Genomic DNA, 25,226 nt, shown 5'->3' on the forward strand with positions numbered 1-25,226 from the left:
ACGGTCAAAGAGAGGTGGGGTAAATGAGAATGTTGTCTGTTTTACCTGATGAATCCTTGTTCAGTCGGTTTTGTCGGACAGCTACCGTGTACGGTATGTCCCCATCTTCTCTGTTAACGATCATTTTCCACAAACCTGATATGAGCGTCCATCCAATTCTCAATTCAGGATTAAAGGCTATTTCTCTTCATACATCCGAAAGTGCAGACCAGCTCTGGCATGAACAGACTTTACTCCCTCTGTTTGCCTGGGCACTACCAATCAGTCGTAATGAAATTATGGATTTCAACACGACCCCTGCCAGGCTTAATCGATTGTGCCGCCTTAGTAATTTTTCACTAGGACAGCGGACACTATTGAAGTTTTGCCCGGTTTGCGCTCGTGAAGATACTTTTCATTATGGTGTTACTTATTGGCATCTGGCGCATCAACTTCATGGGGTTACAACCTGCCATCGGCACCAGGTAGTGCTTGAAAGCATCAATGTCCCTTCTGCACCGCACATACGTATTGGACTGATGCCTCCTGTTTCGTATACAGAACAACTCAGCAATGAGACAGACTTCGATTTTGCTAAATTTTGTTATGAGTCCATAAATATAATCAGAAGAAAAGAAATTTGTCACCCAAATTACATGGATGTACTTAAAAAGTTAAATTTATTATCATTGGACGGGAATCTGAAGAAAAATGTATTTTACGCACATGTTTATGCTAAGTGCCAGTTATTTGGGGAGGGTTCATCGGAGCTTCTACCGACATCCCTTACTGATTATCACTACTGGGAGCCTATACTCAAAGATAAATGTTGTCAGCATCCCACAAAGCACCTTTTGCTTTGTTATTGTTTGTTAAATACTTGCTGGCCAACGTATGCAGGAAGTCGTCCTAATAAAAAGAAAGAAATCTTTAAAAGTCATAAGGAATACAGCTTTCATATGGCTGAAAATAATACTAGTGTTAGCAACCTTGGGAGAGAATTTAATCGCAGCAGATGTTACATTAAAACACTTATTTATAAAAAATACCTGAGGGCGTTTAAGCGAAACACAAAAATTAATATATTCACTGAATTGCTTATCAAGTCTATGGCTGTAAGGGGGTTTAGTCTGGCATCCATAGCTGAGAAAAACTCATTATCGGAAGGAACTGTATCCTCTGTAATTTCATCTTGTTACGGTTTATGCTCATGGCGTAAAAAATGTAAAAAAGATTCTTTAAGACGGCGTCATAAGCAGAAAATATTAAGATTTATACATAATCAATCCATTTCTGTAACGCGAAAGTTAGTCAAGGAAAGTTGTTATGCTAGTTTCTTTTGGCTAAATAAACATGAAAATGGCTGGCTTAATTCCTGTCTTCCTAAAGCAGTACGATGTTATAGAAATAAAAGAGTAGACTGGAGCGAGAGAGATATAATCTCATCATCATTAATAAATGTTGTTTTATCTCAGGGGCAATACCCGATGTCACTTACAAGCCTGGATGCTTTACTGGGGGGGCATAACTGGCTTTTGAAATACAGAGATAAACTACCAATGACAATGACACTTCTCAGGAAAAAGAATCTAATTAAATAAGAGGGAGTGATATGGTTTACGAAAATGAATTGTGGCACAGTTTTCTTCTGCGTTCACAGATAATGTATAACTTATCCAATTGCAGGAACATAATATCTAAGCATGGTGAACTAAGGTACGATGCTTTTCCTCGGCTCGAACTGATTGATATGTACAAATTGCATAGTTTGCAGGATATATATGACATTCTTGCCACAAGAAATGGTTATATACTAACTTCCAATATAGTGTCGTTATCTTCTGGTGTTTACGGGTATTTCAACGCTGTTGAAGATGCCTGTCGAAATAATTTACACATAACTAATTCATATCCATTGGTAAACATCTCAAAGATTCGTTACTGCCATAAATGTATTATTGAAGATATACACTCTAAAGGCATTGGTTATCTTCGTCATAGATGGTTGTTTGAATCTAAATGTGCAGCTCATAGTACCTGTTTATATGAGGTTTGTTTTGACAACTATTTGGATGCAGTGAAAGGACTTAGTGACTTAATTATAAGTGGAATAAATCCTCATGGTTATTGTTCCCTTGTGGTTGACATTTCAAATCCTTTCAAAACTCCAGTGTATTTATTGCCATGTGCCAGGGATAAAATTTTAAAATGGATTTCTGACAATAAAAATGAGCTGGTTTACTTTCTCTTTGACCTCTTTAAAAGTAAATCGCATTCTAGTTTATTAAAGGTTATTGAAGTCAGGATAATGCATAGTAGTTATATTTCTGCGGTGTTCAGGATATTGAGTGAGGTTAATTTTTGTAATTACAACTCATTTATTACCGATTTATTCGAGGACGTAAGTTATGCCTCTGTTGGACTTGATGATTATTCTGTTAATGTGGATTTTCTCAGGCTAAAAGCCGCAGATTGCAAATTTTGCCGGTTCAATGGTAAAAATTTTTGCTCACTTTTTAATGTAAAGCTTCTTCGCTAATTTTTACTTCATTTATAAACTACTAAGAAAGCTAATAAGATAGGGTTATATATTTTGATTAGGGCGGGAATAAATTATCACTTCCCGAGTATCCCTGGGGGTTACCACCTGAGTATGATGCCGGTTAGCAACAACGTCTAAAAGACCTACGATCACGATAAATGTCACTGGGTCACTCTCAAGCAAAGTGGTCAGGGGTGCTAGATACCAGTACTGCTTACTCAACACGGCCTTGTTTTTGAAAGATGCCGAATCTTGGCAAGAGGCGTATTACAGCCTATAGTCTGTTAATGAGTATTACAGCTTATCTGCTGTAAATCCATTCGTTGTGCTTGTTAACCCGTCGATACGGAAGATCACTTATGAACACTCAATACGCTTTGAAGACCTTGAATCAGTTGCGTCCTGTTTTAATCGGCTTTCGCAAAGCCAATGGACTGACGCAAAGAGATGTTTCTGAACGTTTGGGTGTAACACAGCAAACTTATGCCCGACTGGAGGCCAACCCTGCAAGTGTGGGTTTTGAGCGTTTGTTTAGAGTGTTCAGCGTCCTTGGAGTGGAGATCGTACTTTCATCCAGGGAACCATTGTCAGATGCAAAGCCCGAATACGGAGCTTTGCACAATGATTCTTCACTTCCAGCCAGGCGGGAGAAATGGTGACACCATGCGCTTCCCGGTCTAATTGTCTGCAGCAATATTAACCCCTTAGCGGCCTGAAGTATCAGGTTGCTATGAAGCCTTTCGTTTCTTCTGTTATGTTAAATACACCAGTTTGAGCTGTTTCGGACAACCATAAATTATCTCTTCACTCTTAAATGAAAATTTTATGTCGATCACATTATCGATGAATTTAGGAAATAATCCGTAAATGAAAATCTATCTACCTTTAAATTTATCAATGTCCGTACGACATAATTAATATCAAAGAATGTGTATTATTATCATTTAAGTCATAAAAGCCATGAGTCAGTTCCAAAAAATATAATGAGCATTGAAATTATTACCCATCATTCTGGAGTTTTAACTTAGCCATGTATCGAACCACAAGTTGGCTTCCGGTGTTTTGAGGAGCAGTAAAGTTCAGAAAGCGCGACCAGATCATAATCCAGAAATGTCGTTAAGATATTCTGAATAACGGTTATCCCTGCATGTTGGCAGGCATTTGAAAATATATTTTGTATTCAGGTTGCAGCAAAACGCTTTCTTACACACAGGACTTCATATGCGGCTCAGAAAATTAAAACTGAAAAACTTCAGAGGCTACAGAAACTCTACTGAAATCATTATTGATGAAAGCATGACGGGTATTGTCGGTCGTAATGACTTTGGGAAGTCAACGATTCTGGAAGCGCTGGCTATTTTTTTTGAAACAGAAGGAATGAAGGCTGACAAGAATGACATGAACTGTTTCAGCCTGAGAGAAGGGGACGGCCGTTTTGAAATAGCCTGTGAATTTGATGACCTGCCCGATTTTATCATGATCGACGACAGGGTGCAGACCACGCTCGCCTCAGAACATCTGCTGAATGAAGACGGCAATTTTGAAATCGTCAAAACGTTTAAAGCAACGACCTCAGGAAAACCGGAGCAGACCTGCATCCGCTGCATCCATCCCGAAGAGGAGCCCCTGAGAAACTTACTGGCAATGAAAATTTCCGAGCTCAGGGCGGAGGGAAAAGAAGCTGAAAAAAATGTGGCGGATAAACGCACTGCATCGTTATGGCGTCAGGCCATCAGGGAAGCCGCCGCTCCCTATACCTGTTCTGAAATGTTGCTGGATGTCGATAAAGAGTTTGGAACCGACACAAAATCATTATGGGGTAAGATCCTCGATTTGCTGCCCACGTATGCGATTTTCAAAGCCGACAGGGAAAGCAGCGACGGGGATTCAGAAGCTAAAAACCCCTTACAGCAGGCCGTAAAAGACGCTCAGGCTGCGCTGCAGGACAAAATTACAGCGCTGGAAAATGAGATCCAGGACAGCGTACTGGATGTCGCACAGAGAACGCTGGATAAATTACGTGAAATGGCCCCCGAACTCGCCAGTGAACTGACTCCACGATTTAAGGAGAAACCCAAGTGGACCTTCAGTTTCACCCTGGACGGGGAAAATGGCATCCCCATCAATAAGCGCGGCAGCGGGATAAGGAGGCTTATCCTGTTGAATTTTTTCCGGGCTGAGGCCGAGAAGCATGTCGCGGGGACGCCCAGAAATGTGATTTATGCCATAGAGGAGCCTGAAACGTCACAGCATCCGAACTATCAGATGATGCTGATGAAAGCGTTACTGGCACTGGCAGGCCAGCCGCACCGTCAGATTATCGTCACCACCCATGTCCCGGCGCTGGCCGGATTGATCCCTGTCGAAGGCGTACGTTATGTCACCCGAAATGAGGCGGGTGAACCCGTAGTAAAAATGCCGGATGACGCTGTGCTGAAGGAAGCGACTGAAAGCCTGGGGGTGCTGCCAGAGACCGGTATGGAAAGGGCGCAGGGGATAGTTCTGGTAGAGGGAAAGTCGGATGTCACTTTCCTGAGGCATGCGGCCAGTTCATTAAAACAGTCAGGTATGTTGCCAGCCTCTCTGGAGGACGTGAAAATAGTGCCAGTCCTCATAGGAGGGTGTGGCAGCGTCAAACACTGGGTGACATTGAATCTGGCCAACGATCTGGGGCTTCCCTGGTGCGTATTTCTGGACTCCGATATTGGGGGAGACCCTGCACAGGTTCTGTCCATTCAGAAACGTAAAAAAGAAGTGGAGGATGCCGGTAAGGTATTCTTCGCCACGCGCAAACGTGAAATAGAGAACTATCTCTGCCCGGATCTGATTGAAGAAATGACCGGTGTAGCCGTCACGTTTACGGACACCTGTGATGCTAAAAAAATAATTGGCCGGGCGGTGGGAATGAAACCCGATAATGTGCTTGATAAATTCTGGCCCCGGATGACAGCGGAAAGAATCATCTCAAGATCAACCTATCATGACGGAATGCAGGAAAGGATTGAGCTGGTTGAGATCCTGAGCGATATTGTTGCCATGACGAGATAATGTGTAAAAATTATCGCAGCTGCATATATTCCGGTCCACAGCAAAGGACCGGAGTATAGTATATAAAAAACCCGAAATTAATCGGGTTTTAATTATTTAACGTTTAACAGGCTCCCGTGCCCGGGAGTGAATTAAAATTACGCTTATTATGGCTTTTTTGCAATCTTTATTTTTGACTGCCAAGCCATTTATTCATCTGCTCAATTTCACCTTTTTGAGCTTTAATGATGTCCTGCGCGAGCTTTCTCATTTCCGGATCTTTTCCGTATTTTAGCTCGGTCTCAGCCATTGCTATTGCCCCTTCATGGTGTGCTACCATGCCTTTCGCAAAAGCCTTGTCGGGATCGGACTCTTTTACAGCGGCCATCATTTTGTCATGCATACCTTTCATGCCGGACATATATTCCTGTGACGATGCCGATGAGGATATATCTGACATTTTCATTTCTGAATGTTCTGCGGAAATCGCTGGCAGGGATAACATCAGTATAACAAAAAGCGAATTTGTGATTTTCATATAATAAACCCTTTCAGATGGTTACCGGATAAGTTTAGCTGAGTCAGACAAAAAAGCCCCCTGTAGGGGGCAAAAAATAACAACATATCCGTATAAGGGACAATCTATCAAGGAAAGGGTAACCGCACGGAAACTTCAGTTGTCATCAGCCCGCATTGATCATGCGGCGGTGTGCATCAGCCATAGCCTGATGGGGGCCGGACTGACCGTTATTCGTAAATTCATGGGCAACAGCTGCTCTTTCATGTTCATTCATCGCCGCAAACGAAGTCGCCGGACGGGAAGCGTTAACGGTGCCAGTTCCCATCATCTTCTGATGACTTTCCGCCATTTTTTTATGTGCATCTGCTGAACTATTGTTCATGGTTTCATGAACAATAATAGCCTGTTCATGCTGATCCATACCGGCCATCCGTGGGGCTGCCCCCTGGATGGCGGCTGGAGTTGAAGAAGACTGCATCTGATGGGCCGGAGCCTGAGCATTATTGACACGCTCATGGATATTTACGGTTTCAGTGGCCCAGGCCGATGAAATTAAACCAAAGCCCAGCAAAGATGCTAATACGATATTTTTCATGATAACTCTCCATTTCTGAATGACATTGATGATAGAATGTTTGCACCAGTTGGCGCTATCTCCAATAAAGGTGACGCCGTTGGGCTGGTCATTGACCATGATTTTAGTCGTTTCGTTGCAGTGACGTAGGGCAAAGCTGAGGCCCTCGGTTCAGACCAGAATCCCGCTCCCTGTTTATCAATATATTATGGTTGTCTAGCCGAAGCTAACCGTCACAACGATGCTCCTGAAACGTTCAGTATCGTTCAACGGTTAGCACGGTGAGCTGCGTTTTCGCACAGCCTTAGCGTCGCGGTTCAGAGATGCCGTAAAGGCATCTCTGAAGGGCATGATGATTAGTGCTGATGCTCCGTATCGGGCGCTCTACCCTCCGCCATTTCGTTTATTTCCTCGACAAAATGTATGTAGTGAATGTAGTCATTTACATATTCGCGTCCCTGCTTAACCGATTGATTCGCCTGCTGCTTACTGAGTTCGGCTTTGGTAAATTTTTCCCGGATAGCATGCTCAATGTTAGCGGTCACCTTTGCCACCAGGCTATCAACACTGTTGGTGCGAAGTGCGGCATCAGCCTCTTGTACAATAACAGGAATATGACCTGCCGATTTTACACCGGTAAACGATGCACCTTCCGCTTCACGGTGAATACGTACCAGGGTGGTAAAAAGCTTTTGCTGGGCCTTTTCCTGAGAGGTTTGACTGCTGCCTTGTTTACTCATTGTTTCGTCAAACGCCTTTCTGACGTCATCTTCACGGTTTTCTGGTACCCATTTTAATAATGGGGTAACATCACGCGCCTGAAGGGCGCTTTTAGCCTCGGTGATCACAGGCCCATCCATGCTGTCGCAGTGGGCAAACGCCGTTGTGCTTACGGTCATTCCCGCAAGGAACATAATGCTTGCGCACAGGGATGTTCTGGTCTTTTTCTGCTTTTTCATATTAATACTCCCGGGTCTCTTTCGACCTGTTCATCTGCTTTTTTGTGTTTAAAGGAGGCAGAATTTCAGTCCTCTGCCGATTTGGTTGCAGAGTACTGGCGAGTAACCCGGGAGTCGTTCGAATTGATAAATTCGAACGTATGAAACGTAAAGTCGAACGTTCTGCTGACACGAAGCGTGTGTGGCGTCCGTTTCTCATATCTCGTTTTAAATTGTTGGTGCTCGTGCATGCTGAATGATCTATCTGTTTTTCTTCTGGCAGCAGGAATGATGCAGGCTGCATTGCTCTCTGTTTTTCTTCTTTTGCCGTCTAACATCATACAAGTCAGCAACCGGCTATTGGTGATCGTTCTGCTGACCCTTGCCGCCGGTTTTGGTGAACTTTTCCTCTATGGTAGCGGCGTGAGTTTTTTACACCCGAACTACGCCTATATCGGTACGCTTATCTCTCTGCTTCAGCCACCGGCCATCTATCTGTATACCCGTTCGCTGATGTATCGCCATTTTCGAATCCGGCCAGCTCATGCTGTACACTTAATCCCGTTTGCTACTGGCCTTATTGTGTTTTTCACGCTGTACGTTCCGTTATCTGACTCAGCAAAAATAACGCTCTTACAGCAGCAGGATTTACCGGGCATGCCAGTATCACTGCCCCTTGCATTGGCCTATCACGGGGTATTTCTCGGCTGGCTTGGCTATTCCCTCAGACGTTTGCGGTCATTTAATTCGGATATTCAGCATCTTTATTCCGATATTGCCCGCCAGCAAATGCTCTGGCTCCGCTTCCTGCTGTCAAGTTATTCGGGACTTTGGATAGTCAGTATTATTTGCTGCCTGTTTTTCTATCTGTTCAGGCTAACCGATAAAACGAGTTGGGTACTGCCCGTTGTCAGCATAGCGGGGTTTTCATTTATTAATACGTTATTAGTTTGTGCGCTGCGGCAACCCGCTGCGTTTATGGGGCTAACGCAGGCAGATGAAATCCTGCTGGAGAATATTCAGCCGGTTAAAGCACCGCAGTTACGGGGGGCTGAACAGGTGGATAAGGTGGCAGAATTTATGCACCGGAATCAGCCGTTTCTGGATTCCACCCTGTCCTTAAGCCAGCTTGCGCATCAGTTAAAACTCTCGCCGCACGATCTGTCAGCCATTATCAACAACGGGTTTCAGCAGAATTTTTTTACGTTTATCAGCGAGTACCGAATAGAGCACGCTAAAAAACTCCTGGCAATGCCGGAAGATAAGCGGACCATTCTTGATATTATGTATTCCTCAGGCTTTAACTCTAAATCGGTCTTTAATACCGCGTTTAAGAAGCAAACGGGTTTAACGCCTTCAGAATATCGGCGGCAATACTTATAATATCTATTGATGTGTGGTTAGTCCAGGCCGTGACTTACTAAGTTGTCAGAACTTTTTGAGCAAGGCTATATAGTGAAAAAATGATGAGTAATTCTCTTCCAAATATATTTACATCCTTTTTTCCAAACTTTTTTATCAAAGAGAAGGCTTTGTTGAATAAATCAGATTTCGGGTAAGTCTCCCCCGTAGCGGGTTGTGTTTTCAGGCAATACGCACGCTTTCAGGCATACCTGCTTTCGTCATTTTGTTCAGCGCTCGTACCAGGGCCATAGCCTCTGCAACCTGACCATCGTAGTCACGCAGCGTCAGTGAACCCCCGAACAGCTGTTTTACCCGGTACATCGCCGTTTCCGCTATCGAGCGACGGTTGTAATCTGTTGTCCATTTCCACCGCGCATTACTCCCGGTCATTCGCTGATTAGCCACTGCACGGTTACGGTCTGCATATTCACCGGGCCAGTAACCCGCACCTTTTCGGGGAGGGATAAGCGCGCTGATTTTCTTACGCCGCAGTTCATCGTGACATAGCCGGGTATCGTAAGCGCCATCGGCGGCGGCTGACCTGATTTTCCGGTGGGTTTGCCGGATTAACCCGGGGAAGGCCTCTGAGTCCGTAACGTTGTTCAGCGACAGGTCAGCGCAGATGATTTCATGTGTTTTACTGTCAACGGCGAGATGCAGCTTACGCCAGATACGGCGGCGTTCCTGGCCATGCTTTTTGACTTTCCACTCGCCTTCACCGAAGACCTTCAGCCCGGTGGAATCAATTACCAGGTGTGCGATTTCACCCCGGGTGGGCGTTTTGAAACTGACATTAACCGACTTTGCCCGCCTGCTGACACAGCTGTAATCCGGGCAGCGTAGCGGAACGTTCATCAGAGAAAAAATGGAATCAATAAAGCCCTGCGCAGCGCGCAGGGTCAGCCTGAATACGCGTTTAATGACCAGCACAGTCGTGATGGCAAGGTCAGAATAGCGCTGAGGTCTGCCTCGTGAAGAAGGTGTTGCTGACTCATACCAGGCCTGAATAGCTTCATCATCCAGCCAGAAAGTTATGGAGCCACGGTTGATGAGGGCTTTATTGTAGGTGGGCCAGTTGGTGATTTTGAACTTTTGCTTTGCCACGGAACGGTCTGCGTTGTCGGGAAGATACGTGATCTGATCCTTCAACTCAGCAAAAGTTCGATTTATTCAACAAAGCCCCGCAAAGGACAACGTGCGGGACAAAGTGAAAGGACTGGAGCTTGGCGCAGATGACTACCTGATTAAGCCCTTTGATTTTACGGAGCTGGTTGCACGTGTAAGAACCCTGCTGCGCCGGGCACGCTCGCAGGCCGCAACAGTCTGCACCATCGCCGATATGACCGTTGATATGGTGCGCCGGACCGTGATCCGTTCGGGGAAGAAGATCCATCTCACCGGTAAAGAATACGTTCTGCTTGAGTTGCTGCTGCAACGCACCGGAGAAGTGTTACCCAGGAGTCTTATCTCGTCCCTGGTCTGGAACATGAATTTTGACAGTGATACGAATGTGATTGATGTCGCCGTGAGACGTCTGAGAAGTAAAATTGATGATGACTTTGAGCCAAAACTGATCCATACCGTTCGCGGTGCCGGATATGTCCTGGAGATCAGAGAAGAGTGAGGTTCAAAATTTCCCTGACCACACGCCTGAGCCTGATTTTTTCTGCGGTGATGCTTACGGTATGGTGGTTATCAAGTTTTATCCTGATTAGCACCCTTAATGGCTATTTCGATAATCAGGACCGCGATTTTCTGACAGGTAAACTTCAGCTCACCGAAGAGTTTCTTAAAACAGAGACGTTCCGGAACAAAACGGATATTAAGTCATTATCAGAAAAAATAAACGATGCGATGGTAGGGCACAATGGTTTATTCATTTCTATAAAAAACATGGAAAATGAAAAAATTGTTGAACTCTATGCCAAAAATTCTGTTGTTCCAGCGGTCCTGCTTAATAAGTCGGGTGATATTCTCGACTATATGATCCAGACGGAAGAAAATAACACCGTGTACCGCAGTATCTCGCGGCGGGTTGCCGTGACGCCGGAACAGGGTAAAAGCAAACATGTCATCATTACGGTTGCCACGGATACTGGGTATCACACCCTGTTTATGGACAAACTCAGTACCTGGCTGTTCTGGTTCAATATCGGTCTGGTCTTTATTTCTGTTTTTCTGGGCTGGCTGACCACACGTATTGGTCTGAAACCGTTACGGGAAATGACCAGTCTGGCTTCCTCCATGACTGTACACAGCCTGGATCAGCGTCTAAATCCCGATCTGGCTCCGCCGGAAATCTCTGAGACCATGCAGGAGTTCAATAACATGTTCGATCGCCTGGAGGGGTCATTCCGGAAACTGTCAGATTTCTCGTCTGACATCGCGCATGAGCTGCGCACACCGGTCAGTAATCTGATGATGCAGACGCAGTTTGCACTGGCTAAGGAAAGGGATGTTTCGCATTACCGCGAAATCTTATTCGCTAACCTGGAAGAACTGAAAAGGTTGTCACGAATGACCAGTGATATGCTTTTTCTGGCACGTTCAGAGCATGGTCTGCTGCAGCTGGATAAACATGATGTGGATCTGGCCGCCGAACTGAATGAATTACGTGAGCTGTTCGAGCCTCTGGCAGACGAAACAGGAAAGACAATCACCGTTGAAGGGTAAGCGTCGTCTGAGTACCGTCTGGTCCCGAATCCAGGATCCTGTAACTTAAGCACCCACTTATTTTGCAGGTGGACACCTCATGCGCGCTAAAGAAAGACTTCCCCGGAAACACTATTCCCCTGAATTCAAAATGGAACTGGTCAGGCTGGCTCTTGAAGAAGAAGGCAGTATTGCCGCACTGGCCCGGAAACATGACGTCAATGATAACCTGCTCTTTAAATGGATAAGGCTCTGGCAGCGTGAAGGGCGGGTCTGTCGGCCCCGAAAAAACTCATCGTCGCTTCCTGCCCTGATACCCGTGCAGCTTCAGGCGGGCTCTTCTCTCCCAACCTTCGAACTACCATCCTGCTCTCCTCCCGCTACCTGCCACATAAAATGTCGGGGAGGAGAAATAACACTGACTCATCCCTCTGCTGAACTCATGAGCACTGTCCTGCGCGAACTGATGCGGGGGCCTGTATGATAAATCTTCCCGCAGGCACAAAAATCTGGCTGGTTGCCGGTATCACCGATATGCGCAACGGCTTCAATGGCCTCGCCGCAAAGGTGCAGACCGCGCTGAAAGATGACCCGATGTCCGGCCACGTCTTCATCTTCCGGGGACGCAGCGGCAGTCAGGTAAAACTGCTCTGGTCCACCGGCGATGGTCTGTGCCTGCTGACAAAGCGACTGGAACGTGGTCGCTTCGCCTGGCCCTCAGCCCGCGATGGCAAAGTGTTCCTGACGCCGGCGCAACTGGCGATGCTGATGGAAGGTATCGACTGGCGACAGCCAAAGCGGTTACTGACATCCCTGACCATGTTGTAGCGCTCTTTATCCTGGTTGTCGCAGAATAAGCCTGGTAAAATACAGGCTTATGAACGACACCTCTTCTGACGACATCCTTCTGCTGAAACAGCGCCTGGCCGAACAGGAAGCGTTGATCCACGCCCTGCAGGAAAAGCTGAGCAACCGGGAACGCGAAATAGACCATCTGCAGGCGCAACTGGATAAGCTGCGCCGGATGAACTTCGGCAGTCGTTCCGAAAAGGTATCCCGCCGTATCGCGCAAATGGAAGCTGACCTGAACCTGCTGCAGCAGGAAAGCGATACGCTGACCGGCCGGGTGGATGACCCGGCAGTGCAGCGCCCGCTGCGTCAGACCCGCACCCGCAAACCGTTCCCTGAGTCACTCCCACGGGATGAGAAGCGGCTGCTGCCGACTGAGCCGTGTTGCCCGGAGTGCGGTGGTTCGCTGAGTTACCTGGGTGAGGATGCCGCCGAACAGCTGGAGCTGATGCGCAGCGCCTTCCGGGTTATCCGGACAGTCCGTGAAAAGCATGCCTGCCGTCGGTGCGATCGCATCGTTCAGGCCCCGGCTCCTTCGCGCCCCATCGAACGGGGGATCGCCGGACCGGGGCTGCTGGCCCGAGTGCTGACCTCAAAGTATGCAGAGCACACACCGCTGTATCGCCAGTCGGAGATCTATGCCCGCCAGGGTGTAGTGTTGAGTCGTTCTGTACTGTCGGGCTGGGTGGATGCGTGTTGTCGTCTGCTGGCACCGCTGGATGAAGCCCTTCAGCACTATGTCCTGACCGACGGCAAACTCCATGCTGACGATACGCCTGTCCCGGTGCTGTTGCCGGGCAATAAGAAGACGAAGACCGGGCGCTTATGGACGTACGTTCGAGACGACCGCAACGCCGGATCAGCGCTGGCCCCCGCAGTGTGGTTCGCTTACAGCCCGGACAGAAAAGGTATCCACCCTCAGACCCATCTTGCAGGCTTCAGTGGCGTACTGCAGGCTGATGCCTACGCCGGGTTCAACGAGCTCTACCGCGACGGCCATATAAAGGAAGCCGCGTGCTGGGCCCATGCCCGCCGAAAAATCCACGATGTTCACGTCCGTACCCCGTCAGTCCTGACGGAGGAGGCGCTGAAACGGATCGGCGAGCTGTATGCCATCGAGTCGGAGATCAGAGGTAAAAGAGCAGAGGAACGGCAGGCAGTCCGGCACCAAAAAGTGCTGCCGCTGCTGGCGTCACTGGAGGGGTGGCTGCGGGAGAAACAGAAAACCCTCTCAAGGCACTCAGAACTGGCGAAGGCGTTCGGGTATGCGCTGAACCAGTGGCCGGCGCTGATCCGCTATGCAGAAGATGGCTGGGTGGAGGTGGATAATAACATTGCCGAAAACGCCCTACGACGGGTCAGTCTGGGGAGAAAAAACTGGCTGTTCTTCGGCTCGGATCATGGTGGTGAGCGCGGTGCGTCACTGTACAGTCTTATCGGGACGTGCAAATTAAACGGCGTGGATCCGGAACGCTATCTGCATTATGTACTTGATGTCATCGCCGACTGGCCTGTGAACCGGGTGGGTGCTCTGCTCCCGTGGCGGGTTACTCTGCCTGCCTGACCAGCTTCACTTCGTCAATACGGTTCTCACTGCACGCTTACGTTGAAGGAGAGGGCGTTGTTGCCGGAGACAGCGATATGCTGCGACGTGCTTTCAGTAACCTGCTTTCCAATGCAATCAAGTATTCTCCCGATAACACCTGTACAGCGATACACCTTGAGCGTGACAGTGACTGTGTGAACGTGATGATTACGAATACGATGTCCGGCCAGGTTCCCGCTAATCTGGAACGTTTGTTTGATCGGTTCTATCGAGCTGATTCATCAAGGGTCCACAACACGGAAGGCGCGGGGCTGGGATTATCAATTACAAGGTCGATCATTCATGCTCATGGCGGCGAGCTGTCAGCAGAACAGCAGGGGCGGGAAATTGTGTTCAAAGTGCGCCTGTTAATGGATTAATCCCGTTCTTCAGGAGAAACCTGGAAGGTGACAAAATTGTCATCATTCAGTCACGCGATAAACAGAGGCGGTTTTTTATAATCATACATAAATCAGGAGCAGAGTGATAACGCAATCGCCTGGTTCCTGGAGTGATGAATAACCCGCCCTGAGATCAAATGCTTTCTCTGTTATAAGCCGTTGATTGTTTGGGTATGAAAACACCGGAGACCCAACCATGAAAAAGATCCTTGTATCATTTGTTGCCATTATGGCTGTCGCTTCATCCGCCATGGCTGCAGAGACAATGAACATGCATGACCAGGTAAATAATGCCCAGGCACCCGCCCATCAGATGCAGTCAACCTCTGAAAAAAGCGCTGTTCAGGGAGACAGTATGACAATGATGGATATGAGCGGACACGATCAGGCTGCAATGTCCCATGAAATGATGCAAAACGGCAACGCTTCTGCCCACCAGGACATGGCGGAGATGCATAAAAAAATGATGAAAGGCAAACCAGGGGCCACCAACGAATCAGCAACGTCATTTTCAGAAATGAACGAGCATGAAAAAGCCGCTGTTGTGCACGAGAAGGCGAATAATGGTCAGTCTTCCGTTATTCATCAGCAGCAGGCTGAAAAGCATCGCAGCCAGATCACCCAGAATTAACCCGCAGCTCCACTTGTCAGACCCTCATTTGACGCCGAAGTCACTGGCTTACGCTCCCATTCGGGAGCGTTTTTTTTATTCTTTCATTTATCATTGAGTCTTATGGGAATGGATTTAATCAGTTACTTAATCCCTGCCTCAGCAACAAGTCCCGGAAAGAGCAGCTTTATATTCCGGGTTTTTCTGCTCATAACCTCAACGGTGGCGCTTAGGATGTACTTTGTAAGTACCCAGAGTGTGTGTCATCAGTACCGGTGTTAATGCACCAGCCCATTCCAGCCATGTATACCCATGTAAATCCCAACAGCAGCAATCAGGGCGCTTGAAATATAGGGGGCTCTTCTGGCGATGGTATTGAAGCCACTCCAGCGTTTGGCGACCTGACGAACGCTGATCGCCGCACCCACTCCAACCGTTACGAGGGTCAATGCCAGGCCGATACTGAAACAAACAACCAGTGTGGCACCCAGCGTAAGCGCTTTAAGCTGAAGGCAGATCAACAATACAGTTATAGCTGCCGGGCAAGGGATAAGCCCTCCTGTCAGTCCAAATATCAGGATTTGCCCGTTGGTTACTTCTTTCCCGTCGAAGCGGCGTTTTATGTCATTGGCATGAGCCAGTTCGTGAGCGTCCTGATACTCTTTCGAATTCACATCCAGCCCATCAAGCTCAGAGTGGTCATGGTCATGGTCGTGTTCAGCGAACGCCACATCATAGTCATGGACATGACCACGATGTCCCAGAGACAGACGTACGTTGAAACTGTGAGGCTCAGGGATGGGAGATGTTGACTCCAGATAATCACCATGATCAACAAATTCAAAAGTCTGAGAGATCGTACTGTTTTCCCGAAGTGTGGTTAATGAGATATCTTCAGAAGCCCATCTTTGGCCACTAAGAGTGCGTAGCCGCCAGTGGGGAAGTTGTCCTTCTTCAAAAATGGACAGTTCAACTTTTCCATGGCCAGTATCGATCAACCTTGTTTCGTCATGGTGATGATGTTCATTCTCCTGCATTCCCTCCAGCCAGTTTTTCTCACCGCTCCAGGTTCGCCAGAACATCCAAAAAGCCGTACCAAGGATGATCACTGAAGAGACCATCTGTAGCCAGGGTTCGGCTGATTCTGCGGTAAATTTATTACTGATATACATCCCTCCAAAAGCAATCAGCCATACGACTGCAGTGTGCGACAATGTTGCCGCGACACCCAGCATCACGGCCTGACGTACGGTGCCTTTTATAGCAATGATGAATGCTGCCATCATTGTTTTGGAGTGCCCGGGCTCCAGTCCATGAAGCGCGCCAAGCAGAATGGCGCTGGGGATGAAAAACCATGCGTTGCCTTGCTGAAGAAGTGTCGTAAATTCGTTCATGAGAATCATTCTTGGTTATTAAGTGTAGGCCGGATTCTACTCCCCCCCAGTAAAATATACTACCCCCCAGTAGAATAACGCTGGTATAGTTACATAAAATATCCAGGAGAGTGAGAGCCCACATGTCACATACCATCCGCGATAAACAAAAACTGAAAGCACGTACAAGCAAGATCCAGGGGCAGGTTGCTGCGCTGAAAAAAATGCTTGATGAACCTCACGAATGTGCCGCTGTACTGCAACAAATAGCCGCCATACGTGGTGCCGTGAATGGTTTATTGCGTGAAGTGATTAAAGGACATTTGACTGAACATATTGTTCATGAAAGTGAAGAACAGAAACGAGAAGAAGACCTGGACGTTGTGCTGAAGGTTCTGGATTCTTACATCAAGTGACAGTTTGGCTAAAAGCCCTGAGCATTAATTTATCTAAATAACACGTTATCAAGTGACGGTTTTGGGCTGTTTGTAGCGGCATAGTGAGTTTGTTTAATCAATGAGCTTTAAGATGCCCCCCTTCATGCAAGGCAACGCGTACATTTCTGGTACATCTACTTCCCTTACTTTGCTCAGGGCAACCCACATTGTTAAAGCCTCTACTCGCTGACCATCAAAATCACCCAACGTCAGATAATGGAAAAAAATTTTGGATGACATTTTGAAACGTGTCCTCTGCTGTGAACGTCGAGAGATGCTACGCGAGAAAGGAGATGACCTACTTAGTATCCTGTTAAGTAGGTCTATCTGAAGAAGTAGACAACTTTAAAGTCTTTTTCATGTTAAAGGAGACAACTTTAATGTCTGTGTACAGGTGGATAGGCCAGTGAAAATCTCTCAGCCAAAACAGTGGGAAAAGGATCGTGAAATGAGCATGAATTCGCAGCCGGAACTGAAGTTGAGTACCCGTACCGAACAACTCGCCAGTAGTCGTGATGCCGCTATGCAAAAATTTCTGGACGGCATGACGCTGATTGCCGAAGCCTCAGCAATTTGCGGGTTTTCACTGTTTAACAGCAAAATTATGGCCCCTAATGCTTTTGGCCTTCCTGCGTCCCTGGCCGCAAGCATCGAGGAAGGGCGACAGCAAATAGACCGTAAGACATGGAACAATCTTTTTGAAGAAACGGGTATTGACCGATTCTGGAATCACAACCAGCGGGCAGAGTTCCGTGAGTCTCTCCGGAACGCTCCGCCAATTGCGTCGTTAACCGTAATCCGCAGTACATTGCGCCAGGCAGTTGCCATGCGCAGCATTACACTTGCTGAAGGGTTTGTTGATCTGCTATGCCAGCTTGATCGCCGGTATAAAACTAATGCCCAGCAATTTGTGATGCCAAAAAAACTGGTACTACGCGGCATTTTTCCCGACTCGAACATGATGAGATATAATGGCTTTTCTCAGGATAATCTCTTCTATTTAAACGACTTTGAGAATATCGTTTGCATCTGCTCCAATGCAGCAACACCGCCTGTCGGCAGTGGAATGAACATGTACGATCGGCTTGCTGTCTTACGGAAAACCGATTTTACGGGTGACATTACCGACCCGAAGGGCTGGAAGTGCCGATTGTTCGAAAATGGTAACGTCCATATCTCAGTTGAGTGTGAAAGCCTGCATAACGCACTGAATGACCTGATTAGCATTTATTTTGCCAACCAGATCCCGGCCAAAGGATAAGAATGATGACTGACAATGTAAATTTGATGAACGGGGATGAACAGACAGCGTCCAGTTTAAGTGAAGATACTCCAAAAACGCCCCCTCTAAGCCCCGAGTTACTGAAGAATTCCCCTTACTCGTCAATAGCTAAGGTTAAATATTTCACCGAGATTGAACAAATCTGCCTCGATAAGAGCATCAGCACCGAAAACCTCGACCAGTTTTTCAAAGCCCACTGGCTGCGGGATAAAATGGGGGGGTCTTTTGCCCGGGCTCAGGAGATGCTGGCGGCCTACAAGCAATACGTGGACGAGGTGCCCGAAGAAGCACGCGCGATTGAAATCCCTGACCAGATTAAAGATGCATTCAGTGATTTTACTGCGTTTATCACCTGGTACTTCCGCTTAAGCTATACGGCTATCCAGAGTGATAGCGTGAAAATTGCGAAGGCAGAAATTACTCAGTTACGGCACCGGAATGCTGAAATTCTGGAAGAACTGTCACAGTCGAAAGAACAGGCTACAGTCCTGAATAACGAAAAAGTTAACCTGATTAACCTGCTGGAGCAGCAGCGTGAACTCTCCAGTAAATTAGAAGATTCACTTCAGGAAGCAGAAGAAACTCTGGCAGGAACTCAAAGTGAATTACAGCATGCCCAAAACGAGATCCAGCTTTTACAGCAGACAGTAGGGACACTGAACCAGCAACTGAGTGAGCGCAAACAGGAACTGGCCTCGCAGCAGGAGTATCAGAAGCAGCTTAATGATGAAAATAAAGCGCAGCAGGTAGAGCTGACCGCCCTCAACAGCCAGAATGAAAACTTACAACGGACCGTGTCTGATTTAAAGTCCAGTGTCAGTCAGCTTGAACAGGACCTTTCTTCATCACAATCCCATGCCTCTGAATTGAGCTCATCTTTAGCCGAAAAGGACACGGCCCTGACGCTCGTCCGGTCGGAGCTCTCAACAGCTAAAGGGGCGAATGAACAACTACGAGCTGAAGCACAACGCTTAGCTGATGAGAACCTGGTGTCCAAAAAGGTCCAAACAGATCTGACAGAAGAGCTTCAGCAGCTCAGGAATCAGATGATGTCCATGGAAGCGACACTCAATGCGGAAAAGACCATTGCAGAGTCTTTACGAGGAACAATCAAGCAGCTTACCGAAGCTATGACCGGCGTAGTTGCTATCAAACCTAAATCCCCAGGGGCATCAAAACCGCGAAACAAAAAGACGACATAACTGCTCCCGCCAGGAATTTGCTATAAACTTAAATTCCTGGCGCCCGTAGGCTCTTTATCCCGTCCGGAGGAGTTTACGTCCTTCCGATAGCATTTGGCTGATTTTCCCCGAGTCACTGATCTCAAGAGCATCAACCAGGCTAGTGATCCCGCCAACAGCTTGCTGCTGCGAAATAGCTCCCAGCTTATAGTTATCGAGTACTGCCGCCAAAAACGCTTTCAGTTTAACCTGTTCACTCATCGAAAGTATGTACGCCATTTTTAACCCCATTTTAAGGTTGTGAGTAAGCGTGCAGCGAGAACCGTATTGACGGGGATGTGTTATTCAGTTGGCAGTGCTACGCGCCAGGGGAGTAGTTCGCTGACCCGGTTTATCGGCCAGTCAGCTATAACATCAAGCACATGGCGAAGGTAGCTTTCTGGCTCCACTCCGTTCAGTTTGCATGTCCCGATCAGGCTGTACAGCAGCGCTCCCCGCTCTCCTCCATGATCCGAACCGAAGAACAGGTAGTTTTTGCGGCCCAGGCTGACCATCCGTAGCGCATTCTCAGCTATGTTGTTATCTGCCTCGGCCCAGCCGTCGTCAGTATAGTAAGCCAGCGCCGGCCACTGGTTCAGTACGTACGTGAACGCTTTCGCCAGTTCTGAGTGTCGCGACAGCGTTTTCACCTTTTCACGCAGCCAGCTTTCCAGGGATTTCAGCCGCGGTTTAGCTTTTTGCTGACGTTCTGCAAGGCGTCGCTTCGCCGGCATCCCCCTTATTTCCGCCTCGATGGCATATAACTCACCGATCCGTTTCAGGGCTTCCTCCGTCAGCGCTGACGGGGTGCGAACGTGCACATCGTGGATCTTGCGGCGGGCATGAGCCCAGCAGGCAGCTTCCGTTATCTGTCCATTGCGGTACAGTTCGTTGAACCCGGCGTACGCATCCGCCTGCAGAACACCGCTGAAGCCAGCGAGATGGCTCTGCGGGTGGATACCTTTTCTGTCCGGGCTGTAAGCGAACCACACTGCCGGCGCCAGCTCTGACCCGGCGTTACGGTCGTCACGAACGTACGTCCACAACCGCCCGGTCTTCGTTTTCTTATTACCTGGCAACAGCACCGGGACAGGCGTGTCATCAGCATGGAGCTTACCGTCAGTCAGCACATAGTCCTGAAGCGCCCCTTCCAGCGGTGACAGTAGCCGGCAACACGCATCCACCCAGCCCGACAGCAGTGAGCGGCTCAGCTCCACACCCTGGCGGCCGTATATTTCAGACTGGCGGTACAGCGGGGTGTGCTCTGCATACTTTGAACTCAGCACGCGGGCCAGCAGCCCCGGTCCTGCGATACCCCGCTCGATGGGCCGTGAAGGCGCGGGGGCCTGCACGATGGCATCGCACTGAGTACAGGCATGCTTTTCACGTACTGTCCGGATAACCCGGAAGGCGCTGCGCATCAGCTCCAGCTGTTCGGCGGCATCTTCACCCAGGTAACTCAGCGCACCACCACATTCCGGGCAGCATGACGCTGCCGGCAGCAGCCGTTTTTCGTCACGGGGAAGTGATTCAGGGAACGGTTTGCGGGTACGGGTCTGCCGCAGCGGGCGCTGCACGGCCGGGTCATCCACCCGGCCGGTAAGGGTATCGCTTTCTTTCTGCAACTGCTTAAGGTCGGCTTCCATCTTCGCGATACGGCGGGAGACTTTTTCGGAGCGGCTGCCGAAGTTCATCCGGCGCAGCTTATCCAGTTGCGCCTGCAGGTGATCTATTTCGCGTTCACGCTCGTTCAGCTTTTCCAGAAGGGCACGGTTCAGCGCCTCCTGTTCGGCAAGGAGACGTTTCAGTTCATCGATATCGTCAGGAAGTAAGCTGTTCATACCGGGTATATTACCAGGCTCATTCAGCGTCGACCAGGATAAAGAGGCCTACAACATAGTCAGTGACGTAAGCAGTCTTTTAGGCTGCCGCCAGTCGATACCTTCAAGGAGCATCGCCAGCTGTGCCGGTGTGAGGAACACTTTGCCATCCCGGGCTGACGGCCAGGCGAAGCGGCCGCGCTCCAGCCGTTTGGTCAGCAGACACAGTCCATCGCCGGTAGACCAGAGGAGCTTTACCTGACTGCCATTACGCCCACGGAAGATAAAAACGTGACCTGACATCGGATCGTCTTTCAGCATCGTCTGCACCTTTGCCGCCAGGCCGTTGAAGCCGTTTCTCATATCGGTGATGCCAGCGACCAGCCAGATCTTTGTCCCTGATGGTAATGGGATCAACGTTTGAGCTCCCGTATCAGCAGGTTCAGGATATTTTCGCTGATGGCACCATTCAGACGGAGTGATCCGTGCCGGAACGTCACTTCACAGCTGATATTGAGTGATTCAGGTGCCGCAGCAGCTACAGGTTGTGACCGGGGGGAGGTTGCAGGGACAACATCTTCGGCATCAAGTGTTATCGGGAGCAGCTCAGGCACGTTGTTTTCTGTTGTTGAAGGAGGACGTAGTTTTCCTTCGCGCCAGTACTGGCGCCACTTGAACAGCAAATTATCGTTGATCCCATGCTCACGAGCGAGTTGCGCTACGGAGATCTCTGGTCGATGCGAGAGTTCAACCATTTTGATTTTGAACTCAACGGGATAATTAGGGCTTTTTTTACGCACTGCGGTTAATGATTTCATGGATAGCGTCCACCATATTTGGTGTCCATTATCCTCTCAGGAATTTCAGGATCTGCCAGACGGTGCTGAGACGACGCTTACGGTTGTGATTCGGGTGAATTGTATTTTTTAGCTTCAGGGAAATGAGGGAGATCCTGGGATTCCGTCTTCTCCGTAGCATCCCAGTGCCACCATCCATAGGCCCCATATTCCTGGTTGTAATACGCCTTCTTAAGTTCCTTTCGCGCAAGATAGGCTGGTGTCGACATTCCGAAAACCTCCATCGGGAACGGCTTATCACTCCAGGTATCAAGTAAATAAAAATCGGGGAATACATCGCTCGCACTTGCGTCATACCGCATAGGCTTAACATAGTGCCGGTGTTCGGCATCCAGTTTACGGGATACAATCGCTTCGTATGAGGAGTCCAGAGGTATCCAGTTATCACTCACCAGCATAAGCACTATCTGATGAGCTCGTGCAGAGAGACCTCTAGTGGTCACAGATACGGGAGAGGTAAGTGCAAAAACAACAACTTTGCCACCATTTTTCCAGGCTGCATATTCCAGTGGGAATCGCCGCTTCACGCTATCCCAGTGCCCGTCTGAGTTAAAGAAGGTAAGGGGCATACCGCCGAAGTTACGCATAGGAAGAAACTTCAGTGGCTTCTCATGCTTTTCTGCGTCATAGCGCGGCAGTACTGATAGCAGCAGCAGTCGCTTGTCGCTCAGTTCTGCGGACGACAACAGCTTAACCTGCTCACTGGCCACTTTGCTTTTAGAGTCCGCCACCCCGATAAAGAGATGGTCGCCAATACACGCTCTACCTGATTTGACCTGCTTTGCGGCGTCCAACATCCGGTAGCGAACCAGCGAATCATTTCGCTTCCCGGCCATATTCGGATACCAGACATTAAGACCGGCTTCAGTCCACAACAGACTCAGAAGTCCGGACAGGGTCATTGAAGCCTGTCCACCTTCAGGTCGCTGGATTTGGGGCGGGGTAGGAACCTCTGACTTTTCCGGCGGATCTTTCTCCGTCATGCCTATTCCGAGGCGTATTGACATGGTCCCCTCATTGTTGATGCGTACAACATTGCTGGCATAACCCTTTAACCCCGTATGCCTGGCATCAAGGTCGAAAAACACGCACGATGGATCATGCTCAGTGCCGGTATTTGCAGCCTTAATCAATATGAAGGTATCACTGTTTGGTAGCGACCGGACGTACAGACGCTTTGCGCCTTTGCCCCGGCATCCGCAGGTGATCACAGATTTCTGCCCGGACGTGTGGTGTGCTTTCTTTAGGGCCGACTGCCATCCCTTTACATACTCGTTCTGCGTCTGAAATTCAGCCGAGTATCGTTTCGTGTTTGGTTCGTCATCGTAAGCAATAAATACTGCAAACTTCTGGCCCATGGGACCTCCTGAAATTTAAAAGACTAATAGCCCAGCCATCTCAATACATCCTGCGCGTTGTACTCTTCCTTCTCACCCAACTCGGAAAAAAACACGTTGATGTCGCTGGCCTCAACGCCATGTTTAGCAAGCTCTTGGAGAGCCCTTTGTTTTGTAATAGTAAGATCTTCAGCTGAATCAAAATACGTCATCAGTACCTCCTGATGAAGGCGATAACTGAAGCAGGCTTACTCTTCCTGCCCAGGTTTTATCTGCGTGAATGTTAATATTTTGTGAATTAAACCATTACGTTACCCTGTTAAATCACACAGAAGAATGACTATGATGCCGCTTCAAACTCTCCCTTGAGCCGAGCCGAAACGGCAGTCTCAATACGGCTCCGAAGCAAACTGGCCACGGCCGCAAATACGTCGACGATGACCGAATTCCCGAACTGGCGATAGGCCTGCGTATCAGAGACTGGAATGCGAAAAGTAACTTTTCCCGGTTGCTCGAACCCCATAAGGCGGGCACATTCTCGCGGGGTTAAACGGCGTGGGCGCCTTGCCAAATTGACAGGATCATTAAAGTGCTTTTCGCCTATGCTAAAATCCCATCCCCGGTCTAATAAAATTTCAGATCCATCCCGATAATAGCGTGCGCTGAGTGTTCTGCAAACCACTGTTTCTATTGATGAATCTACCAAACCATAGCCAAATCCATTGCCTTTTGCCTGGTGCTTTTTAGCGTAGTTATAAAGGTATTCCCAGAGCTTTGGAGAAAGGATGTAACGGCTATCGACCTCAGCGTCCAGCAGCTCCCTAAGGGTTGGCCGTCGTGAAGGATAAAGAGCGGATACACCACTTAGCGAAAAGCCATCATTGAGTTTCAGATCACGGCGGAAACCGACCAGCACGATACGTTCCCGGTGCTGAGGTCTGAAGTTCTTACCGTCAATTATTTTGGGGTCCTTTGCTCCGTGAGCATCGGAGTCGGCAACATCGTAGCCGAGCTCATCAAGCGCATTCATGATGATGCGGAACGTATTGCCTTTATCGTGACTCTTCAGATTTTTTACGTTCTCCAGAACGAAAATGGCAGGCTGTTTGGCTCGGATGATCCGGGCAACATCAAAAAAAAGGGTCCCCTGGGTGTCGCATTCAAAGCCGTGCTTTCGGCCAAGGGAGTTCTTTTTGCTGACACCGGCAATACTGAACGGCTGGCATGGGAAACCTGCGAGCAAAACATCATGGTCTGGGATGGATGCATCGATAGAAGCATAGGCCTGGTCATCCGAAACATCGGGAAGATTACTGAGTGTAATGTCCCGGATATCTGAGTTGAAATGGTGCTCAGTCTCGTCACAGTACCAGTTTGCACTGTAAGTCCGTCGGGAGAACTGATTCCACTCACTGGTGAACACACATTTTCCGCCGATGGCGTCAAAACCACTCCGGAGGCCACCGATCCCAGCAAACAAGTCAATAAATCGGAAAAACTTCTGGTCATAGTCCGCTGGCCGAGAGGGGAGCAACGTTCGAAGATAACGATATCCTTCCTGGGTGATTTGGCATTCATTAACTGCACCTTTAATCTGGCGAATAAGCGTTCCCCTCGACCATTCGCTGCCGGTTGCAGCATTAAGTTGCTCAGCCAAATCCTTCACGTCGTAGATGCTTGCAACCTGCACCAGTAATTTATGGATAGAGGAAGGTGTCTCATCATTAAGCAATGCTGTTATTGCAGGCTCAGTTCTATCGTTGTACATCCTTACTCCGTGAAATGTGATTAATTTAGGTTCTCAGACTACCACGCGGTG

Annotated in this window: 23 protein-coding genes and 4 pseudogenes; 14 read left to right on the forward strand and 13 right to left on the reverse strand. The window is 48.4% G+C overall.

Annotation, left to right across the window (positions count from 1 at the left end; translation table 11 throughout):
* Nucleotides 1-23 precede the first annotated feature (23 nt).
* The 4 genes from IB222_RS24045 to IB222_RS24060 all read left to right on the forward strand — a co-directional run bounded on the left by IB222_RS24045 (nucleotide 24) and on the right by IB222_RS24060 (nucleotide 5,569).
* Nucleotides 24-1,580: a TnsD family Tn7-like transposition protein gene (locus IB222_RS24045; protein ID WP_024143025.1), complete on the forward strand. Its 1,557-nt coding sequence runs from the start codon at nucleotides 24-26 to the stop codon at nucleotides 1,578-1,580.
* An 11-nt stretch (nucleotides 1,581-1,591) separates the two neighbouring features.
* Nucleotides 1,592-2,518, forward strand: coding sequence for a hypothetical protein (locus tag IB222_RS24050; RefSeq protein WP_149385147.1), 927 nt, complete (start codon nucleotides 1,592-1,594; stop codon nucleotides 2,516-2,518).
* Between the two features lie 362 nt (nucleotides 2,519-2,880).
* A complete protein-coding gene (locus tag IB222_RS24055) occupies nucleotides 2,881-3,180 on the forward strand; it encodes a helix-turn-helix transcriptional regulator (protein ID WP_001097217.1) in 300 nt (99 codons plus the stop codon).
* 562 nt (nucleotides 3,181-3,742) lie between these two features.
* The gene (locus tag IB222_RS24060; protein WP_149385146.1) at nucleotides 3,743-5,569 is read left to right on the forward strand and encodes an AAA family ATPase; all 1,827 of its coding nucleotides are present in this window, start codon (nucleotides 3,743-3,745) and stop codon (nucleotides 5,567-5,569) included.
* 166 nt (nucleotides 5,570-5,735) lie between these two features.
* On the opposite strand, the gene IB222_RS24065 is transcribed toward IB222_RS24060, so the two are convergent.
* The 4 genes and pseudogenes from IB222_RS24065 to IB222_RS24080 form a co-directional block, all read right to left on the reverse strand.
* Nucleotides 5,736-6,086 (reverse strand): DUF305 domain-containing protein, encoded by a 351-nt coding sequence (locus IB222_RS24065; protein WP_149385145.1) that lies wholly within the window; start codon nucleotides 6,084-6,086, stop codon nucleotides 5,736-5,738.
* Between the two features lie 145 nt (nucleotides 6,087-6,231).
* Nucleotides 6,232-6,663, reverse strand: a complete 432-nt coding sequence (silE, locus tag IB222_RS24070; protein ID WP_061360591.1) for a silver-binding protein SilE — start codon at nucleotides 6,661-6,663, stop codon at nucleotides 6,232-6,234.
* Between the two features lie 66 nt (nucleotides 6,664-6,729).
* A pseudogene (locus IB222_RS24075) lies at nucleotides 6,730-6,828 on the reverse strand (hypothetical protein); the annotation flags it as partial.
* Between the two features lie 170 nt (nucleotides 6,829-6,998).
* Complete coding sequence (locus IB222_RS24080) at nucleotides 6,999-7,601, reverse strand: DUF6448 family protein (RefSeq protein ID WP_105318619.1); 603 nt, start codon at nucleotides 7,599-7,601, stop codon at nucleotides 6,999-7,001.
* Nucleotides 7,602-7,829: 228 nt separating this feature from the next.
* Between IB222_RS24080 and IB222_RS24085 the strand changes: the two genes are divergently transcribed.
* The gene (locus IB222_RS24085; protein WP_149384988.1) at nucleotides 7,830-8,963 is read left to right on the forward strand and encodes an AraC family transcriptional regulator; all 1,134 of its coding nucleotides are present in this window, start codon (nucleotides 7,830-7,832) and stop codon (nucleotides 8,961-8,963) included.
* 201 nt (nucleotides 8,964-9,164) lie between these two features.
* Here the strand turns inward: IB222_RS24085 and IB222_RS24090 are convergent, their stop codons facing one another.
* Nucleotides 9,165-10,133 carry an IS5-like element IS903B family transposase gene (locus tag IB222_RS24090; protein WP_000654812.1) on the reverse strand — a complete coding sequence of 323 codons (969 nt, stop codon included), beginning with the start codon at nucleotides 10,131-10,133 and terminating at the stop codon, nucleotides 9,165-9,167.
* 34 nt (nucleotides 10,134-10,167) lie between these two features.
* Between IB222_RS24090 and pcoR the strand changes: the two are divergent.
* The 6 genes and pseudogenes from pcoR to IB222_RS24120 form a co-directional block, all read left to right on the forward strand.
* Nucleotides 10,168-10,608: pseudogene (pcoR, locus tag IB222_RS24095) on the forward strand (copper response regulator transcription factor PcoR); the annotation flags it as partial.
* Nucleotides 10,605-11,648: pseudogene (pcoS, locus tag IB222_RS24100) on the forward strand (copper resistance membrane spanning protein PcoS); the annotation flags it as partial. The pseudogenes pcoR and pcoS (IB222_RS24100), both read left to right, overlap by 4 nt.
* A 468-nt stretch (nucleotides 11,649-12,116) precedes the next feature.
* Entirely contained in the window at nucleotides 12,117-12,464 is a 348-nt protein-coding gene (gene tnpB / locus IB222_RS24105; protein WP_000609174.1) for an IS66 family insertion sequence element accessory protein TnpB, read from the forward strand.
* Between the two features lie 49 nt (nucleotides 12,465-12,513).
* Nucleotides 12,514-14,049: an IS66 family transposase gene (locus IB222_RS24110; protein WP_001000409.1), complete on the forward strand. Its 1,536-nt coding sequence runs from the start codon at nucleotides 12,514-12,516 to the stop codon at nucleotides 14,047-14,049.
* Between the two features lie 41 nt (nucleotides 14,050-14,090).
* A pseudogene (gene pcoS / locus IB222_RS24115) lies at nucleotides 14,091-14,450 on the forward strand (copper resistance membrane spanning protein PcoS); the annotation flags it as partial.
* Between the two features lie 217 nt (nucleotides 14,451-14,667).
* Nucleotides 14,668-15,102: a hypothetical protein gene (locus IB222_RS24120; protein ID WP_000723070.1), complete on the forward strand. Its 435-nt coding sequence runs from the start codon at nucleotides 14,668-14,670 to the stop codon at nucleotides 15,100-15,102.
* A gap of 257 nt (nucleotides 15,103-15,359) precedes the next feature.
* On the opposite strand, the gene IB222_RS24125 is transcribed toward IB222_RS24120, so the two are convergent.
* The gene (locus IB222_RS24125) at nucleotides 15,360-16,475 is read right to left on the reverse strand and encodes a nickel/cobalt efflux protein RcnA (RefSeq protein ID WP_001572377.1); all 1,116 of its coding nucleotides are present in this window, start codon (nucleotides 16,473-16,475) and stop codon (nucleotides 15,360-15,362) included.
* Nucleotides 16,476-16,597: 122 nt separating this feature from the next.
* On the opposite strand from IB222_RS24125, the gene rcnR reads away from it, so the two are divergent.
* The 3 genes from rcnR to IB222_RS24140 all read left to right on the forward strand — a co-directional run bounded on the left by rcnR (nucleotide 16,598) and on the right by IB222_RS24140 (nucleotide 19,375).
* Nucleotides 16,598-16,870, forward strand: a complete 273-nt coding sequence (gene rcnR, locus IB222_RS24130; RefSeq protein ID WP_000019951.1) for a Ni(II)/Co(II)-binding transcriptional repressor RcnR — start codon at nucleotides 16,598-16,600, stop codon at nucleotides 16,868-16,870.
* 469 nt (nucleotides 16,871-17,339) lie between these two features.
* Complete coding sequence (locus IB222_RS24135) at nucleotides 17,340-18,152, forward strand: DUF4942 domain-containing protein (protein ID WP_015062955.1); 813 nt, start codon at nucleotides 17,340-17,342, stop codon at nucleotides 18,150-18,152.
* A gap of 2 nt (nucleotides 18,153-18,154) precedes the next feature.
* Nucleotides 18,155-19,375: a hypothetical protein gene (locus IB222_RS24140; protein WP_016246553.1), complete on the forward strand. Its 1,221-nt coding sequence runs from the start codon at nucleotides 18,155-18,157 to the stop codon at nucleotides 19,373-19,375.
* A 54-nt stretch (nucleotides 19,376-19,429) separates the two neighbouring features.
* On the opposite strand, the gene IB222_RS24145 is transcribed toward IB222_RS24140, so the two are convergent.
* The 7 genes from IB222_RS24145 to IB222_RS24175 form a co-directional block, all read right to left on the reverse strand.
* Nucleotides 19,430-19,633 (reverse strand): hypothetical protein, encoded by a 204-nt coding sequence (locus IB222_RS24145; RefSeq protein WP_105318598.1) that lies wholly within the window; start codon nucleotides 19,631-19,633, stop codon nucleotides 19,430-19,432.
* 62 nt (nucleotides 19,634-19,695) lie between these two features.
* A complete protein-coding gene (locus tag IB222_RS24150; protein WP_004201219.1) occupies nucleotides 19,696-21,234 on the reverse strand; it encodes an IS66-like element ISKpn24 family transposase in 1,539 nt (512 codons plus the stop codon).
* 48 nt (nucleotides 21,235-21,282) lie between these two features.
* On the reverse strand, nucleotides 21,283-21,630 hold the full coding sequence (gene tnpB / locus IB222_RS24155; protein WP_021563201.1) for an IS66 family insertion sequence element accessory protein TnpB: 348 nt from the start codon (nucleotides 21,628-21,630) through the stop codon (nucleotides 21,283-21,285).
* The gene (locus tag IB222_RS24160) at nucleotides 21,627-22,031 is read right to left on the reverse strand and encodes a transposase (protein ID WP_003031976.1); all 405 of its coding nucleotides are present in this window, start codon (nucleotides 22,029-22,031) and stop codon (nucleotides 21,627-21,629) included. The genes tnpB (IB222_RS24155) and IB222_RS24160 overlap by 4 nt, the downstream gene beginning before the upstream one ends.
* Nucleotides 22,032-22,108: 77 nt before the next feature.
* On the reverse strand, nucleotides 22,109-23,428 hold the full coding sequence (locus tag IB222_RS24165; RefSeq protein ID WP_149384962.1) for a DUF1173 family protein: 1,320 nt from the start codon (nucleotides 23,426-23,428) through the stop codon (nucleotides 22,109-22,111).
* A gap of 23 nt (nucleotides 23,429-23,451) precedes the next feature.
* On the reverse strand, nucleotides 23,452-23,619 hold the full coding sequence (locus IB222_RS24170) for a hypothetical protein (RefSeq protein ID WP_016246550.1): 168 nt from the start codon (nucleotides 23,617-23,619) through the stop codon (nucleotides 23,452-23,454).
* Between the two features lie 128 nt (nucleotides 23,620-23,747).
* Nucleotides 23,748-25,175 (reverse strand): DNA cytosine methyltransferase, encoded by a 1,428-nt coding sequence (locus tag IB222_RS24175; RefSeq protein WP_015062959.1) that lies wholly within the window; start codon nucleotides 25,173-25,175, stop codon nucleotides 23,748-23,750.
* Nucleotides 25,176-25,226 lie beyond the last annotated feature (51 nt).

Source organism: Citrobacter sp. C13 (assembly GCF_014596815.2).
Taxonomy (GTDB): domain Bacteria; phylum Pseudomonadota; class Gammaproteobacteria; order Enterobacterales; family Enterobacteriaceae; genus Citrobacter; species Citrobacter portucalensis.

Coding starts and splice junctions, on each gene's coding strand:
- silE (WP_061360591.1), bottom strand. CDS start 6,663: ATGAAAAATATCGTATTAGCATCTTTGCTGGGCTTTGGTTTAATTTCA.
- IB222_RS24160 (WP_003031976.1), bottom strand. CDS start 22,031: ATGAAATCATTAACCGCAGTGCGTAAAAAAAGCCCTAATTATCCCGTT.
- rcnR (WP_000019951.1), top strand. CDS start 16,598: ATGTCACATACCATCCGCGATAAACAAAAACTGAAAGCACGTACAAGC.
- IB222_RS24165 (WP_149384962.1), bottom strand. CDS start 23,428: ATGGGCCAGAAGTTTGCAGTATTTATTGCTTACGATGACGAACCAAAC.
- IB222_RS24135 (WP_015062955.1), top strand. CDS start 17,340: ATGAGCATGAATTCGCAGCCGGAACTGAAGTTGAGTACCCGTACCGAA.
- IB222_RS24050 (WP_149385147.1), top strand. CDS start 1,592: ATGGTTTACGAAAATGAATTGTGGCACAGTTTTCTTCTGCGTTCACAG.
- tnpB (WP_000609174.1), top strand. CDS start 12,117: ATGATAAATCTTCCCGCAGGCACAAAAATCTGGCTGGTTGCCGGTATC.
- IB222_RS24060 (WP_149385146.1), top strand. CDS start 3,743: ATGCGGCTCAGAAAATTAAAACTGAAAAACTTCAGAGGCTACAGAAAC.
- IB222_RS24045 (WP_024143025.1), top strand. CDS start 24: ATGAGAATGTTGTCTGTTTTACCTGATGAATCCTTGTTCAGTCGGTTT.
- IB222_RS24080 (WP_105318619.1), bottom strand. CDS start 7,601: ATGAAAAAGCAGAAAAAGACCAGAACATCCCTGTGCGCAAGCATTATG.
- IB222_RS24065 (WP_149385145.1), bottom strand. CDS start 6,086: ATGAAAATCACAAATTCGCTTTTTGTTATACTGATGTTATCCCTGCCA.
- IB222_RS24120 (WP_000723070.1), top strand. CDS start 14,668: ATGAAAAAGATCCTTGTATCATTTGTTGCCATTATGGCTGTCGCTTCA.
- IB222_RS24145 (WP_105318598.1), bottom strand. CDS start 19,633: ATGGCGTACATACTTTCGATGAGTGAACAGGTTAAACTGAAAGCGTTT.
- IB222_RS24125 (WP_001572377.1), bottom strand. CDS start 16,475: ATGAACGAATTTACGACACTTCTTCAGCAAGGCAACGCATGGTTTTTC.
- IB222_RS24110 (WP_001000409.1), top strand. CDS start 12,514: ATGAACGACACCTCTTCTGACGACATCCTTCTGCTGAAACAGCGCCTG.
- IB222_RS24170 (WP_016246550.1), bottom strand. CDS start 23,619: ATGACGTATTTTGATTCAGCTGAAGATCTTACTATTACAAAACAAAGG.
- IB222_RS24150 (WP_004201219.1), bottom strand. CDS start 21,234: ATGAACAGCTTACTTCCTGACGATATCGATGAACTGAAACGTCTCCTT.
- IB222_RS24085 (WP_149384988.1), top strand. CDS start 7,830: ATGCTGAATGATCTATCTGTTTTTCTTCTGGCAGCAGGAATGATGCAG.
- IB222_RS24140 (WP_016246553.1), top strand. CDS start 18,155: ATGATGACTGACAATGTAAATTTGATGAACGGGGATGAACAGACAGCG.
- IB222_RS24055 (WP_001097217.1), top strand. CDS start 2,881: ATGAACACTCAATACGCTTTGAAGACCTTGAATCAGTTGCGTCCTGTT.
- IB222_RS24175 (WP_015062959.1), bottom strand. CDS start 25,175: ATGTACAACGATAGAACTGAGCCTGCAATAACAGCATTGCTTAATGAT.